The organism is Bradyrhizobium sp. SPXBL-02 (assembly GCF_051853065.1).
Classification (GTDB): domain Bacteria; phylum Pseudomonadota; class Alphaproteobacteria; order Rhizobiales; family Xanthobacteraceae; genus Bradyrhizobium.
Map to the genome: position 1 here is coordinate 6,993,911 of NZ_CP182474.1, position 15,917 is coordinate 7,009,827.

General features: G+C 61.1%; 12 protein-coding genes. 6 read left to right on the top strand and 6 right to left on the bottom strand.

The genetic code is table 11. From position 1 onward, the window contains the following. Positions 1-12: 12 nt before the first annotated feature. Genes ACNJYD_RS32470 through ACNJYD_RS32485 form a run of 4 tightly spaced genes read right to left on the bottom strand, consistent with a single transcriptional unit; the run spans position 13 to position 4,773 of the window. Positions 13-1,101: an acyltransferase family protein gene (locus ACNJYD_RS32470; protein ID WP_172785803.1), complete on the bottom strand. Its 1,089-nt coding sequence runs from the start codon at positions 1,099-1,101 to the stop codon at positions 13-15. Then, on the bottom strand, positions 1,098-2,204 hold the full coding sequence (locus ACNJYD_RS32475) for an acyltransferase family protein (RefSeq protein ID WP_439364410.1): 1,107 nt from the start codon (positions 2,202-2,204) through the stop codon (positions 1,098-1,100). The genes ACNJYD_RS32470 and ACNJYD_RS32475 overlap by 4 nt, the downstream gene beginning before the upstream one ends. A gap of 9 nt (positions 2,205-2,213) precedes the next feature. After that, positions 2,214-3,554 carry a hypothetical protein gene (locus ACNJYD_RS32480; RefSeq protein WP_439364411.1) on the bottom strand — a complete coding sequence of 447 codons (1,341 nt, stop codon included), beginning with the start codon at positions 3,552-3,554 and terminating at the stop codon, positions 2,214-2,216. A gap of 7 nt (positions 3,555-3,561) precedes the next feature. Beyond that, entirely contained in the window at positions 3,562-4,773 is a 1,212-nt protein-coding gene (locus ACNJYD_RS32485; protein WP_439364412.1) for an acyltransferase family protein, read from the bottom strand. A 595-nt stretch (positions 4,774-5,368) separates the two neighbouring features. Here ACNJYD_RS32485 and ACNJYD_RS32490 point away from each other — a divergent pair. From ACNJYD_RS32490 to ACNJYD_RS32500, 3 genes are all read left to right on the top strand, one after another. Next, a complete protein-coding gene (locus tag ACNJYD_RS32490; RefSeq protein ID WP_439364413.1) occupies positions 5,369-5,935 on the top strand; it encodes a hypothetical protein in 567 nt (188 codons plus the stop codon). Between the two features lie 31 nt (positions 5,936-5,966). Then, positions 5,967-8,168 (top strand): Wzz/FepE/Etk N-terminal domain-containing protein, encoded by a 2,202-nt coding sequence (locus ACNJYD_RS32495; RefSeq protein ID WP_172785800.1) that lies wholly within the window; start codon positions 5,967-5,969, stop codon positions 8,166-8,168. Between the two features lie 376 nt (positions 8,169-8,544). Then, positions 8,545-8,832 (top strand): hypothetical protein, encoded by a 288-nt coding sequence (locus tag ACNJYD_RS32500; RefSeq protein ID WP_172785799.1) that lies wholly within the window; start codon positions 8,545-8,547, stop codon positions 8,830-8,832. 42 nt (positions 8,833-8,874) lie between these two features. Here ACNJYD_RS32500 and ACNJYD_RS32505 read toward each other — a convergent pair whose 3' ends face one another. Further along, the gene (locus tag ACNJYD_RS32505) at positions 8,875-10,305 is read right to left on the bottom strand and encodes an undecaprenyl-phosphate glucose phosphotransferase (RefSeq protein WP_439364414.1); all 1,431 of its coding nucleotides are present in this window, start codon (positions 10,303-10,305) and stop codon (positions 8,875-8,877) included. Between the two features lie 614 nt (positions 10,306-10,919). Here ACNJYD_RS32505 and ACNJYD_RS32510 point away from each other — a divergent pair. Further along, positions 10,920-11,657 (top strand): metallophosphoesterase, encoded by a 738-nt coding sequence (locus tag ACNJYD_RS32510; protein ID WP_439364415.1) that lies wholly within the window; start codon positions 10,920-10,922, stop codon positions 11,655-11,657. 67 nt (positions 11,658-11,724) lie between these two features. Here ACNJYD_RS32510 and ACNJYD_RS32515 read toward each other — a convergent pair whose 3' ends face one another. Continuing rightward, a complete protein-coding gene (locus ACNJYD_RS32515; RefSeq protein ID WP_439364416.1) occupies positions 11,725-12,003 on the bottom strand; it encodes a hypothetical protein in 279 nt (92 codons plus the stop codon). A 619-nt stretch (positions 12,004-12,622) separates the two neighbouring features. Between ACNJYD_RS32515 and ACNJYD_RS32520 the strand changes: the two genes are divergently transcribed. After that, positions 12,623-12,886 (top strand): hypothetical protein, encoded by a 264-nt coding sequence (locus ACNJYD_RS32520; protein WP_439364417.1) that lies wholly within the window; start codon positions 12,623-12,625, stop codon positions 12,884-12,886. Positions 12,887-13,801: 915 nt separating this feature from the next. Next, positions 13,802-14,245 (top strand): hypothetical protein, encoded by a 444-nt coding sequence (locus ACNJYD_RS32525; RefSeq protein ID WP_439364418.1) that lies wholly within the window; start codon positions 13,802-13,804, stop codon positions 14,243-14,245. Positions 14,246-15,917: the final 1,672 nt, after the last annotated feature.

Here is a 15,917-nt window from a genome sequence, read left to right on the forward strand (position 1 = left end):
CGATCGGCGCCCTCAAACCGATTGCTCGATCTGCGGCCGGAAGAACATGCCGCGGATCGCGCCATCCAGCAATCGCCTCAGCCTGACCTCGATCAGTTCATAACTGATCGCGCTTGCCACCAGCGACATCACCAGCCCAAGCCCGATGAAGCCGGCCCACAGCAGCCAGCGGTCGACGCCGACGGCGACCAGCTTCAGGCCGATCACCTGCAGGGGGAAGAGCACGAAGGGGTGCACGAGATAGAGGCTGTAGCTGATCTTGCCGACATATTGCAGCGCCGGTGCGCTCAGAGCTTTGCCGAGGCCGGAGTCCGGAGCAAGCACCATGCCGAACAGCAGAAATCCGGGAATGAGCCCGACGAAGGGGTGAAACAACACCAGGCTCGCATATAGCGCAGCTCCGCAAGCAAGGCCGGCGACCAAGCCGGCCCGCCCCGGAATCGAGATGCGAAATCCAGTGGCGCTGAACAGCATGCCGATGCAGAAGAAGGCGGTGATCGGCCAATGCATCAGGCAGGCGATGCCAAGCAGCAGCAGAGGCGCCGCCAGCAATCTGCCGCCGGTGCGCCAGACCGAGAACGTCAGCGCAAACCAGATGTAGAACGCCCACTCATAGGTCAATGTCCAGGCGTTCTGCTGGGCGATCGGCAGGCCGAGCGCGTCCTGCACGAAGAAGAGATTGGCCGCGAAGATCGCGAGATAGTTGCTCAGGTCGATGCCGCGGAAGAACTTGTAGGCCACGATCGGACCGATCGCGAACAGCGCAAGATGCAGCACGACGAACACCGGCATGATGCGCAGGACGCGATCGAAGAAGAACCGCGACAACGACCCGTGCCGCACCAGGCTCGCCGGGATCAGGAAGCCGCTGATCATGAAGAACAGCTCGACGCCGTGCCCGCCGACATTGATCACCGATTGCAGCCAAGCCCAGAGCGGCGGCAGGAAGCCGGGATCGGGGATGTCGTACATGCCGCCCTTCGGCATGTCGTAGAAATGGTCCATCAGCACACTCAGCGCGGCGATGCCGCGCAGGCCCTGGACCGACGGAACGAACGACCCGTCATAGGCGGCGCCCGGCTGGTGCGGTGTCTTGATCACTCCGCGGCACCCTGGGTGCTGAGGGCGGGCTCGAGAACGACCGGCTTCCGCCGCGCCGAGCGGAACCTCTGCCCGAAGGAAATGCAGGGCTTTTCGACGAAGGCGTAGGTCATCCAGCTGACCAGGATCGACAACGCCAGGATCACGCCCATGAAGATCGACCATCCGAGCGGCCCGTCGCCGAACCAAACGAGGCGATGGACGGCGACGATCACGAACGGCGACATCAGGTAGACCGAATAGCTGATGACGCCGACGAACGCCATCGGACGCCACGCCATTCGCTCGCCGAACACGGCAAAGGCGATGAAGACCAGCGCCGCGCAGACATAGGCCGATCCGATCGAATAGCTGTAGAAGAAATTCTCGTGGTACACGCCTCCGAAACGCCGGTCGGACAGGGTGGCGGCGAAGACCGCATACAGCAGCGTGCAGACGGCCACATGGGTCCATCGCAGCTTGCCACCAATGACGGTGTCACGGATGATCTTGCCGAGGAACATCGCCGACAGGTTCAACCCGACCTCCATCACCGACGAGACGGCCCTGTTCTCGACCAGGAGCGCAGCGGTGGTTCCGACCAGCGCGGCTGCGATGACGATCGTCACCGCCGTGAAGCGCTGGTTCAGCAGCCCCATCGCAAAGAGGATCGTGCATCCGACGTAGAACAAGAGCTCGATCGCCAGCGTCCAGTAGAACACCCAGAGGTTCGGGACGTTCACGAACGTCTGCAACATCGTCACGTTGGCGGCAATCTGCCCCAGCGGATAGACTTTCGAGTCGAAGAGCTGCATCGTCACGAGCCCGACGACGAGCGATGTCCAGTAGGCCGGATAGAGCCGGAAGAAGCGGCTGATGGTAAAATCCCGCACGGGCGTGGCGCTGTCCGGGAAGCTGAACGGAATGACGAAGCCGCTGACGAAGAAGAACAAGACGACGCCGAACCGGCCGAAGTTCATGTAATAGCCGAACACGTCGTGGATGGGCCAGTAATAGGCGCCCGTCGGGTGCTTCTCGACGATCACCTCGAATACGTGCTGGACCAGGACCGACAACACGGCAATACCGCGCAGCGTGTCGATGAATGCGAGCCGTCTATGCATCGTTCGTTCTCACCTGCTTCCGCTCGCCGCCGGTAGATCCGGGCGGAAGCCATCCAGTGGCGGCACCACCGGTGGCCGCATGACGATTGGCACGGCGTCGGCCCCACGTGCAGAGGTCGCACGCCGCGAGAACACTTCGCTGAAGCTCAGCGCGATGATCAGAAGGCCGGAGGCCGGGCCGTAGTTCAAGACCGTGATCGTGAACAGGTTGACGATGAAGAGCAGCGTCAGCTTGTACACGTCAGTCGCACCGAATGTTGCCCGGAACACCATCACCATGAATGCGACGAAGGGAAGACCGAACATCAGGTACGTCCCGATGTAGAAATTGTCGACCGGCACCCAAAACGGCGCGAGCGGCGAGAACAGCTGCTGCGGATAGTTGAAGCAGCCCGCGCCGCAGCCGGTCACCAGGCCGACCGGCATGAGCTGGCTCAGGTAGATGAACGGCTTCTGCCAACTGTTGTTGATGCGATCGAGGATGCTGAACAAGGTCGAATGCGGCACGGCGGCGGTGCCGGACGCGACCACGATCATGAAGAACGGCACGAAGATCGAGGCGAAAGACCATTGCGCGATGGACCGGATGGCGGGGAAGCGTGACTTTTCCGGCAGCATCCGCACGAACACCAGCAAGAGCAAATAGAGCACCAGGACGATCATGGTCGTCTTGCTCGTGGTCAGCTTGATGGCATAGATCGCGATGGAGCCGAACAGGAGGCACCACGTCGTGCTCTTGCGAATGGAGGTGATCGCGAACGACACCAGGATAAAGAAGGCGGCCATGGTATTGTCGGCCGCAAAGCCCATCAGGCGCTGGTCGTCGCCGCCATAGGCCCACCACAGCCGGCCGGCTTCGCGGACGGCGCCGAAGGATTCGTATTTGTAGCCGACCCAAGGCATCAGGTAGAATTTCGTCAGGAAGACGCCGATCACGGACAGGTAGAACGTCACGGCGATCACCGAAAGCAGCTTGCGGTATGAGCCGAGGCTCGAATCGCAGAAACAAAATCCGACGAAGACCGGCAACATCATCTTGAAGGACGAGATCGCTGCGTTCGTCGTCCCCAGCATGAAATAGCCGAGCACGAGCGACAGCATGATCTGCACGAGCACCAGCAGGGCCAGGGTGCTACGATTACGCAGGATGCAATGGATGAAGAACTGGGCCAGACACAGAAGCGCAACGGCGTCGGGCAGATACCACAGCGGATTCAAGTGGTAGATGCTGGTGTAGTAGCGGATGACGCCGCCGAAGGCGTCGCGGATCAGATAGACGCCGAGCGCGATCGCCTCGATGTTGAGGCTGATCAGCGTCATTTTCGGCCGGTTCAGCGCGAGGAGGGTCATGTCCGGCTCAGTTGGTCGGCCGCGCCGATGGCGCCGGAGAGGCGGAGAAATCGGTCCGGCTGCCCAGAGCGTTCCGCATCCACCTGCCGCCGGGAATCTCGACGTAGCGATAGGTGAAGTGCGAAACCACGAGCACGGCGGCAAGCGAGACAACGAGATTCAGCGTGGCCGGCAGGCCCACCCAGACCGAATCGAGAGCGGCGATCCGCCCAGCCCCGAGCGCCCGCACGAAATACTCGGACAGCAGCACCACGAGCGCGTGCACCATGTAGATCGAGTAGGAGCGACGTCCGAGCCAGACCAGCGGCCCCGCCACCAGCATCCGCGGAACGAGAATCGCATCGGGAAAGGCGAGCAGGCTGCCGAGGAAGATCGCGAACGTCACCGGCGCGAGGAAGGTCGCGGCGGGATTGGTCTCCGCCAAGCTCACCAGGACAACGCTGGCGATCATGGCGGCGAGCTGCACCAGGCCCTGGACGGCCGGGCCCGGCTTGGCCGGCAGGCGATCGACGATCCGCACCGTCAACACGCCCAGAAAGAAGCTCACGAAGCAGCGCAGGATGCCGAAATCGGTCTGAAGCCCGAGGCTTCTCTTGTCGAGCACGAAGATGATGACGACGAGGCTAGCCACCGCGACCAGGCCGCAGAGAACGTAGAACCACAGCAGGGAGCGCATGCGCTGGGCAAACAGGACGATCAGGCCAAACACCAGATATGTGTAGAACTCGACGCTGATGCTCCAGCTCGGCGCATTCCAGCTGAGATAGTCGATGAAGCCCATCGAGTGCAGCAGAAAGACGTTGAGAACGAACGAATAGGCGTTGTTCACCTCGAACGCCGCCGGCGCGGCCACGACGACGCCTGCCATGACCAGGCTGATGCGCAGGAGGCGAAACAACAGATTGGCGACCAGCATGACGATATGCAGCGGATAGACCCGCGCCAGGCGCCGCACCATGAATTCGCGCAGCGAGAAGCGCCCGAAGTCGCTCTCGACGTAGCTGAGCGACATGACGATCCCGCTGAGAACGAAGAACAAGTCGACCAGCAGCCAAGCGCTTCGGAAGAACGAGCAATTGATCCACGCATTGTGCGGAAACGCCGCGAGGAATGTCGGCATCAGCAGAAGGTGGTGAATCACCACCGAAGTCGCGGCGATCCCCCGAATGCTGTCGAGCGGCAGGACATGTGCCTTCTCACGATGAACCAACTCCGTCACATCAACATTCCATAGCTATTGCACCGCAGCAGTGTGTATCAGGTCTCGCGCATGTTCAATCGCCGCGATCCCACGACTCGCACGCGATGCATGACGACCGACGATACTTTCAATGCTCGCAGATCATTCGGACATGCGAGCGCCAACTTCACGCCACTTTTTGTTTGAGACGCCGCGTGCTTCGGGCGCAAATTTCATCAGCCGTGATGATTGCGAGTATTTGCGTGGAAAGTGTGCGCGAAATTCGGCGCTGATGCGATGAAGAGCGGCGCGTATGAGATTGATCCGTCTGCGCATGGATGCGGCGACGAAAAATTTTTTATGCGAGGGAACAATAGTCGTGCGCTGCGACTTGTGTCGGTTTTGCGACGTGGCGGCCTGCGAGTGCCTGATATGTTTTCAAGTTGCAACATTCGTGAGCGCGATATGCCAATCTCGCAGGCATTGTAAATCGTGCTTTTGCAACCGGCGCAAATTCGAGCAACGTTGTGCGCATGGACGTTCGCGCTCCAGCTTTTGCGCCGCACAAAAAGATGACACAGTTACCTGCCAAGTTTCGCCTGTTCTCCAATTGCAACAGAAGCAAGGAACACGGATGGGCCGCGGACTAACACGTCGTCATTCACAACCGCGATGGCTACCGACTGTCTTGATAGGTTCTGCGCTGATCGTCTCGAGCGCCGATGCTTGCCGCGCTCAGTGCGTCGAATTTTCGGACCGCGCCTCGCAACTGGAACTCGACACCTTCGTGAAGTCGCCCTCCTCGCTTCTGGAGCGACTGCGCAATGACAAGGAAAAGTTGCGGTACCGGCTCGCGACGCTGATTGCCACCAATCCGTCATTGCTGCCGTCGGTGCAGACGCTTATTTCGGCATCGGCTTCGAGCGATCGTTCGGCCATCGGCGCCGCGTTGCGGATCGCCGAAGGGCGGTGCACGACGACTAAGCCGGATGCCGCGCGCAAGATCAGGGATTTCGCGCAGCGGATCGGCGATCTCAACGTGCAGTCTGGTTATGCCGCCGCGGGCGAAGACAATTCCGGCGTCCAGGCGCAATCGCAGATCAAAGGCCCGGCCCAACCGCCCCGAGGCGGCGGCCTGCTCGACGGCGAGTGGAAGACCAAGCTGGCCAATCCATTCAAGCCCGTCCCCCTTCCGAATTGATCGATGATCACCAAAGGCAGCGAATTAGCACATGTACCAGCCTAGAGAACATTTCCAGTCGGGACACCGATTCGGCATCGAATTCGGCGGGGCAGTCCTCAGCTTCGAGCGTGTGGCCGATGTGCTCCGCCGCCAGTGGCCGATCATCGCGGCGTGTGTCGGAGCTTCGCTGGCCCTGGTAATGCTGTATCTGGTCACGGCGCAACCCATGTATACGGCGAACGCCCGCATCATGATGGACACGCGCCAGGCGCAGGTGCTGGACAAGGACAGCAACGCCAGCAGCGCCCTGATCGACACCGGTTATGTCGACAGCCAGGTCGAAGTCATCAACTCGGACGATCTGATCCTGTCCGTCGTCCGTCGCCTGAAGCTGACGGAGGATCCGGAGTTCAACGGCTCCAATCCGGGCCTTCTCTCCCTGATCATGGGCAAGATCACCTCGCTGTTCGGCTCCGGCGAGCCGGCGTCACAGGAGCGAATCGAACATGCCGTGGTCGAGCAGGTTCAGAAGAACCTGCGGACGGAGCGCGTGCTGACGACCTATGTTCTGTCGCTGAACTATCGCGCGCGGAGCCCGGACAAGGCCGCCAAGATCGCCAACGCCATCGCCAATGCCTACCTGGTCGGCGCTCTCGAGGCCAAATATCAATCCACCAAGCGGGCCACCGAGTGGCTTCAGCAGCGCAGCATCGAGCTGAGCGAGCAGGCGTCGGCCAGCGATCGCGCCGTGCAGACCTTCAAGGCCGAGCACAACATCGTCGGAACCAGCCGCGGCCTGATGTCCGAACAACAATTGTCGGACCTCAACACCCAGCTGGTTCAAGCGCGGGCGTCGACGGCCGAAGCCAAGGCCCGGCTCGACCGGATCACCGCGATTTCGGACCAGGACGTCGCACAATCGACGGTGACCGATGCTCTCAACAATTCGGTCATTACCCGCCTGCGCGCCCAATATCTCGACCTCCAGGCCCAATATGCCGACTGGTCCAGGCGCTACGGCAAGGGCCATCTTGCGGCGGTGAACCTGGCCAACAAGATGGAGGAGCTGCGCAAGAACATCGCCGATGAGCTGCATCGGATCGGCGACGCCTATCGCAGCGACTATGAGATCGCAAAGAGCCGCGAGGCCTCGCTCGAGAAGAACGTGAAGGAGCTCGTCGCCCAGGCCGGCGATACCGGCCAGGCCGCAGTCAAGCTGCGCGATCTCGAAAGCGCCGCCGACACTTATCGCAATCTCTACAACAATTTCCTCGAGAAGCTGCAGAGCGCGACGCAGAATCAGAGCTTCCCGCTGAGCGAATCGCGCCTCATCAGCACCGCCACCAAGCCCGATCGCAAGAGCTCGCCGCGCACGGTCCTGGCGCTGGTGGGGGGCCTCGTCGGCGGCCTCTGTCTCGGCTTCGGCGTCGCCTTTGCACGCGAGCTGCTGAGCGACGTGCTGCGAACCCCCGGCGAGGTCGAGGACGAGCTCGGCGTGAAGTGCCTCGGCGTCCTGCCCGATATCGGTCCGGCCACCAAGACCGGCGCATCCGATGTGTCTCGCTACGTCGTCGACCATCCGTTCTCGCGGTTCGCCGAGACACTGCGCAATATCAAGGTGTCGATCGATGTCGCGCGCCTGACCCGCGAGATCAAGGTGATCGGCATCGTCTCTTCCCTTCCCAAGGAAGGAAAGACGACCGTCGCCGCGAATTTCGCGCAATTGATCGCGCTCACGGGCCATCGCACGGTTCTGATCGACGGCGACCTGCACACGCGCTCGCTGACGCGGGAGCTCGCGCCCAACGCCAAGAGCGGGCTCGTGGAGGCACTCAACGACCCCGCGAGCCTCGGCTACCACGTGCAGCGGAGCAAGGAGACGGGACTGGATTTCCTCCCCTCCGTCGTGGCGTCCCGCATGGTGAATTCCGCCGACGTCATCGGCTCGAAGGCGATGGCCGAGCTGCTCAAGGTGCTGAGGGAGCACTACGAGTACATCGTGATCGATCTCGCCCCGGTGATGCCGGTGGCGGACTCCAAGGCCGTCAGCCTCCTGATCGACGCCATGGTCTACGTCATCGAATGGGGGCAGACGACGCGAAGCGCGCTACAGGAGTCGGTTTCCGGGTCGGAGGTCCTGCAGAAGAAGCTGCTCGGCGCCGTGCTCAACCGCGCCAATCCGAAGATGCTCAAGCGCATCGAGGCCTACAAGGGCAAGCACCACAACAGTTATTACGTCGAGCACGCCTAGAGCGAGGTCCAGCCGAACTGAGCGATCTTGAGGCCCGCAGCCATCTGGCAGCGGGCCTTATTCGTGCTTGGCGGTCGCTTGAATGGCATCGCGTGCGCCCTCGCGCACGGACCGGAGATGCGGCAAGCGCGCCGGACCTGCGCGCGAGTCCGTATTCGTCCGGAATCCACAACTTGCAGTTATTGCTCTAGCCAAAAGCAAGGATTGACGGGTACGGTGGTCGCCGGAACAATGCGCCGAGGGACAATCATCCGTCGATAAGACGAGACAATCCGAGCTTGATGCCTGAAAATGCCGAAACTTTAGGCATCTTTCTTTCTCGGTTCCCCGAGGCTAATCTCGGCTCATACTCGCAGTTCTTTTCCGGTAGGCTCGGATGCTGATCGTCCTGACGATTTTGACTATTTGGGTTCTGCTCAACATTCTATTCGTGTTGATCGTGGTCCCTCCACGCAAGCCGCTCCGCCAACCCATGGCGACGACGCTCTCACCCGCGCCCATCGACCCGAGCCGGCGCCAGATCGAGCAGGACGAGCCTTTCTCGATCCGCCACGTCATCGTCTCCGTCGCGATGGGCGCCTTCTTCGTGCTCGTGCCGCCGCTGCTCGCCCTGCGCGATGCGATCATGCGGCTCCTCGGCAAGCCCCCGCAGAATAAAACCTGAGGCCCCCGGGGGCCGGAGGCAGGCGATTGAGAGATTGAGCGCCTAATAGGCTTCCTGGAACATCACTGCGGACGCTGTGCGGGCCATGATCTTCAGGTCGAGCCAGATGCTCCAGTTGCTGACGTACCAGACGTCGTACTCGACCCGCTTTTCCATCAGATCGATCGTGGGCGTTTCGCCCCTGAATCCGTTCACCTGAGCCCAGCCGGTCAGGCCCGGCTTCATGTGATGGCGGTAGACATACTTGCTGATCAGCTCGTCGTAGTAATTGTCATGGGCGAGCGCGTGCGGGCGCGGTCCCACCAGCGACATGTCCCCCCGCAGCACGTTCCAGAGCTGCGGCAGCTCGTCAATGCTGGTCATGCGCAGGAAGCGGCCGATCTTGGTGACGCGAGCATCCTTCTTGGTCGCCTGGGTTACCGTCTCGCCATTCTCGGAGACCGTCATGGTGCGGAACTTCCAGATCTCGAATGGCTTGCCGTTGAAGCCGCGGCGCGACTGCCGGAATATGACGGTTCCCGGCGAATCCAGCTTGATCAGCACGGCCACGGTCAGCAGCAGCGGCGTCAGCAGCACGAGCGCGAACAGAGCGACGCCGACATCGAGACAGCGCTTTTGCAGCCGTTCGAGAATGGTGAGCGGCGGCCGCTGGATCTCGACCGCGACGGTGCCGCTGACCGGCAAAAAGGGACGGGTCACCAGGTCGGCAACCGAATCGTCCGGCAGCAGGCGAATGGGCTGCGGGACGGCGCGCAAATATGGCCCGAGCTTGCGCAGCATCGGCAATTCGTTCCAGTCGATCGCGAGCAGATATTCGTCGACATCGGCCGCGCGCGACTGACGGATGACGTCGCGAATCTGCCGCTCCCATTGGCCATCATCCCGGTCATCTCCGAGCACGAAATGGCGCATGACGTCGAAGCCGTTCCTGCGCAGATCCTTGAAGCGGCTCGAGGTGAAGTCGAGCGGCTTCAGGCTGAGCAGGATCACCTTGCGATCGACCAGGCGGCTTCTCGCAAAGCTCGTGCCGAACACGGCCTGCCAGACGAAGCGCAGGCTGATCAAGCCAAGTCCGCCGATCACGGCGAAGACGATGACCGTGCCGCGCGACAGATTGTCGGTCGATTTCAGCAGGAAGGCCGCAACGGCAAGGATCGTGAGCGACGTCAGCCAGATAAACGCCGCCATTCGAAGCTGCCAAAGCAGATTGAGCAGGCGGTGCGTGGAATAGACGTCCCGGAAATAGGCGATTCCGACGAACACCACGCCGACGAACAATCCGGCTCCCACCGATGCACCGTCGGTCGGCGATGCGACCGCCACACCATACAGCGAAGCCCCCGCCACGTAACTCAGCAGAATCAACAGAAAGTCAGCAGCGATGACGACGATCTGAAAGGGCCTCTGAAGCGCACTGCCGCGCGCAGATGACAGCGCATGCGCGCTTTCAGAACCATAAGTTGCAACAGCCATTCGAACCTCTGCGTATCGAGAGAGTGCCTGACGCTCATCGTGATGCTGAAGACTCGTCAATCCCCCGCACCGAAAGTGTTGTTCGATCGCAGCGACATTGTGGCGCTGCACGCGAAACTTTTGCGGCGCACGAACAATGCGTCGCATTGAGATGCGTCGCGAAATTCGACGCGCTGAAAATGTCGTCACAGTGCTGACATATGAGCGAACGGAGTGCCCTATTTTGAATCAAGTTCCGCATCGGACGCGACGCAATCGTTGCACGAACCGCTCTTCGCTCAACTTTGAGGCGCTGCTTTGCTGCCGCCGAACGCAGCATCGGATCACTTGCGAGAATTTCCAGGGATTTCTATCTGCGGGTGTATGCGAGAATCTGCCACGAGTCATGCAGACTTGCCGCACGCTTCGAGGCAGCGATGCAATTCCTACGGACCTCTCTCGTTCCTGTCACCATCAAAAACAACTCGGCAAAAAATGCCGTGCCCTTCTTTTGGCGTGATCGGGACTGACAACAGGTTGCGCCCCCATGGAACTCGCCTTGTTCGCGTTGGATGGACGCTCTCCGGTGCCGGCGACTTGGGGATGTTTTTCCGACCACCCGATCGATGAGCGCCATGAAATCTTTCGCGCGATCCCAGCCGTCGCTTCCCAAACCGCAATTGCCTGACGGCGTCCGCATCTATGCGATCTCGGATATTCACGGCTGCGCGCATTTGCTCGAGCCCATGCTGCGGGTGATCGACGCCGACGTTGCGCGCAGCCGGCCGCGCTATGCTATCGAAGTCTTCATGGGCGATTACATCGATCGCGGCCCGGATACGCGTTCCACCCTCGACATCCTGGTCGAGCGGAGCCGCCGGGGAAATGCGGTCTTCCTCAAGGGCAACCACGAGGCCTTTCTGGTGAGGGTGTTCGAAGACCCTTCACTGTTCGAGGACTGGATTGCCTTCGGCGGCACCCAGACATTGATGTCCTACGGGCTTGCTCCGCCCGATCTCAAGCGCGACGAGCCGGCATCGATCCTGCGTGACTTGATTCGCGCGATGCCGACCGAGCATCTGGAATTTCTGGACAATCTGCGGTTGAGCTTCAGTTGCGGAGACTTCTTTTTCGTCCACGCCGGCGTACGTCCGGGCGTCCCGTTGGCCGAGCAGACCGAGCGCGATCTGCTCTGGATTCGCGAGGAATTCCTGCGCAGCGAGGAGCAGTTCGGGAAATATATCGTCCACGGTCATACGCCGGTCCGCAGCGCCGAATTGCTGGCCAACCGCGCCAATATCGACACCGGCGCCTATGCGACCGGCAACCTCACCCTGATGAGCATCCAGGGAAGCCGCATGCTCGCGGTGTGATGAGTTTCAGCCTCCTGCCCCCCACGCGCGAGACGATCTCAAGGATGGAATGGTCGCTCCGCGGTTTCTAGTTGAGCAGCGGCGACTGCGCCGGCCGCACACGCGTCTGGGCCATCCAGTCATTCCAAGCGCGTTCGTGCTTGACGTAAAGCTCCACCCAACGTTCGCCATGCCTGGCCTCGCGGACGCGCGCCGCCTCGCCGAGCAGCTCGGCGGCAGGACGGGTGTCCGGCTTGTCCAGCGCCTCGAACTCGATCGTTTCCGATATCGTGAGACCAACGAGCACGCGCTGTCCGGCGCCGTCAACGATATAGCGTCGCGGCGCATCGTTCTTGGGCTCACTCATGTCTTCATGTCCCATCGGTTCGGTGTGACGCTGGATGCAGCCGTGGCATGGGACGATGCCTAGAAGGCTCGCCGGGCATGGCCGAACGTAGAGGTCGGAGCGGGCCGCGACGCCCGGCGCGAGGCGCCGCTGGATGAGTTCACAGCTCTTCGTTCGACGCGCCACGCGCGCAGCGCGTATCCGAAAATGAGGCCAGCGCCGAAAATGAAAGCGGAGACAAACGTAGAAGTCATGGGAGCGTCCTGGATCGTGCGCCTCCTATGAAGAGTGAGCAGTGTGTCGACATCATGGTTCAAGAGGATTCACGGGCGCCGAAAAAATGTTCAAGGTTCGGCCTGCTTTGCATGCATGCCGCGCGCGTGCCAAAGCGGCCGACCTCTGCCCGATCTCGTCTCGGCCGGTGGTGATCATCGAACACTCTATATATGGCGACCACAATCCTAAGAGACGTTCTCGCAGCCGATGCATCCAGGCCCGTCGCGGTCGAGCCGACGCGCGCCGGCGAGACCATGCGCCCCTGCAACTGGAAATTCGGCGTCAGCCGGTGAGCCCATACCCTTGCAACCATCCGGAACCCGTCGCATTATCGCACATCGCATTTCATGAGGGATTCAATCCAATGAACTTCCGCGCCGTTGTTTCGTCCATTGCCCTGTCGGCTCTCGGCCTCACCCTGCCGACATCCGTCACCTCAGCCGCCGAGCTCGCGCTTGCCCGGTCACACCGGGCTGCCGCCGTCCAAGGCGGACTTGTGTTCTGGGACGACGTCTACCCGCCGGCAATCTACGGCCCGCAGCTGCGCCCCGTGGAGGAAGTCGCGGCCATGAAGGCGCAGGCGCGGCCGGTGTCGCAGCGCTGGTGGGGATATTGGTACGTGCGGTAAGGCAGCCGGAGCAACAGGCTAGCAACCCAACCGCCCTCAATCATCAACCGCCGCGCCGAGCAAACGGTCGCGGCGGTTTTTATTTGGGGCGGCGCCATCTAGTCCCGACGGCTACTGGCGCACTGCTTGCAACAGTCCGATGGGGCACTTCGGTGCCTAAACGGCTCCGCAGATCACCTCAACTCGATCTTCTCACGAGCACCGGGTCATTGTTCGGGCGCGGAAAGGCCCGCCGACGTTCAATTCCCTGGTAACAGGGAATATTACAGGGAAACCGCAGCGCAATCGCCGCCGCCGCAACGTAAGAAACGACAGAAACGCCTTCGAATCCAAGCGTGTCACGGTGGTCGCGGGCCAACACCGAACAGGGAATTTTTGCTGAAGATCAGGGAGCGGGCGGCGTCCGAACAGGGAACGGTCGCAAGCGTCCATTGCTCCCGCACTTTTCCTGTGGTTCGCAAACACGATCCGTTCTCGCTGTCGCTTTGCAGATGAGGCGGGCGATGACCTTGCAGGCGGCACGCGGTCGCGATCCGAACGTCTTGCGGCTTGGCTTCATCCCGCATCTCGCCTAGGTTCGTTTCAAGGCGAAACGCCTCGGCCGGCGCCCTTCATAGCGATAGGGCTTATCCGGCCGCGACGTCGTTCGGCCGATCCACTTGCTTTTTCGAGCCGCGGCACTTGCGATGCGCCTTCAACACCTCAGCTTCGATGCTTGGCTGGAGCACGCCTTTGGACGCGAGGTTCGCTTTCAGCAAGCACCGTGGTACTTCGATCCCGAGCATGATTGGTGGGATCCGCCGGCGCTTGAAGCCGTATCTTATCTTACTCGACTGTTTGAAGACCCGGAGCCAGCGTTGCGGGGATTTGCCGACAGCCAAATCGCGCAGGGCCTAACCTACCTTGTCAATACCAATGCCGGCGGCGATAGCGGATGGCTTTGTTCAACTGATGTTCCGGTCGAAGACCGTGTTCGCTGCGTCACGTCTGTCGCTGCTCTATTTGCCAAGTTATTCGGGCCTCGTTGCTAGCGTCGCCTGTCTCACCTCAGCCAAGCCGCGAGCAAAAGCACTCAACGGTGTTTGCTATATGTGGTGGGATACGTTTCCGAGCTTGGCTCTTGCCGGCGATCCCGACCTGCCAACGCTGCACGATTGCGCGCTGCAAACCATGGACCGCATCCTTCAGCTTAAATCGATCGCCTGTCAGGAAAGTGCTCTCCACGGCCTTGGACACTGGCACCGCGACTACAGCGACAAAGTCACCCAAATCATAGACCGCTTCTGCGAGGCGCATGCCGGGATCGACCCGCGCCTGTCGGCCTATGCCCAATCGGCTAGGTGCGGATGCGTCCTGTGAGCTGCGGGCGGCGGCGCGCCATGGTTGCGTCCCGCCCCGGCGTTGAGTGCATCATCGCGACCTCAGACAGAGGCGCCGCATAGCCCAAAACTGGGCCTGCCTGCTCACGATCGACTTGCCGGCTGATGTCCCGCTCAAGCTCCAACAGCAGTCGACGTGTGGGCATCTCCCGAGCGCGAGCACTGGTCGAAGCATAAGGGCCTAGAAATCCGAGATTGTCAAATGCCGACGTCGGCATGAAGTCGCAATCGAGCGACCTCTAGTTTACGAGCTTGCGATTGCTGGCAATCCTATCTTCTCTGCAGCGAGCAGATCGCAATCGTCTGCAAGTCTAAGGTAGATCCCACGCAGCCCCTCATCTGACGTACATAACGCTATGGTTCGGTACTCCTCGGCTACGTGCCGATGCCGGGCGGCTTCCACCATGTAATCCATGCCCGCCGCCAGCTCCCAACCGACCATCCCTCGCGGTCCGAGGAGACCGTTGCGATAGATCAATGAGCAGGCCTCGTCATCGGCCGGGTTGTATGGGCCGGACGTTGGCTCGAGCTGCACTTGTGTGGGGCTGCTAGAAGGAAAAGGCTCGCTTCCGGAGTAGACCACATCGGCCCCAGCTTGGAGGTTTTTCCGGATCGAAAAACGGAGCTGGGACCGAGAGGTCTGCCGCTGTCTAGTCGGCAAACACAGCTTCATCCCAAGAAATCGTCCACTTGGGATTCAACTTTGTGAATCCGACTCCATGGAATACTCCAGCCCGTGGGGGAACGAGCTGGCAACAGGTCGTGCGAAGGACGTCACGCAAGACCGACAGTCGAACTGAGAGCAGGCACGATGGCTTCTAGCCGCCCGGGCGCGGTCGCAAGCCATGGGCAAGGGGCGGCTAGCGCTTCCTGCCAGTGGGCTTGCCTCGGCGGCGGCGCTTCTTCGGCTTAGACCTTGTTCGTTTTTTGCTCTGTTCAGCCGCGAGAACTCGAGCTCGGATTTCCTCTAATTCAACCAGTGCAGAAACGATACTCTGAAGACGTTCGCGAATTGCAGCAGCAGGAATCACCGCTCGACCGCGGGTGCTCATGGACGCCCCCAACTTGTTCTTCTTTGGGGCCGCCGTTGGCACCCGAACCTAGTCGTTAACAAATTTAAACAACGACTACCGCGTCCTAGCCAGGCCGAGTTGTTCCCCGAGGGAACACTGCAGCATCCTGCCAACCGCGTATTCTCGATAGCTGCGTAAGGTGTACGAGCGCCGGCAGAAAGCCAGAATGGCGTGAAGTTCATCCAAGGCCGGCACCTGCTTTCCGCCTGCTCGACCTTCTCGCGACTGTGGAGCAGCAGGAGCGCGCCAGGGGCAACCCGCGGGACGATGAAGGGCGAGCGCCCAGATCGCCTGAGAGGTTATTCGTGGATGCACAGCTGTAGGTCCGGCGGCCTGAGTGTGTCCCTTGGACGCTGATCAATGGCCGAACGAATTTCGCTTGTCCGACATCGGTTCGTCTGCGCCGGATCTGGAAGTTGCGGGGCCGAGATCAGCCCGGATTGGAGGCAAGCCTCCGCAATTCATTAGTTGGGGCGGCCTACTGAACATATGATACCCGCCTAGGGCGGAGAACCCCCACCCCAGCGCATCCAAGATCCAAGCTACATCGTTGCCTCACTGGAAGCAGGCTGCAACCGG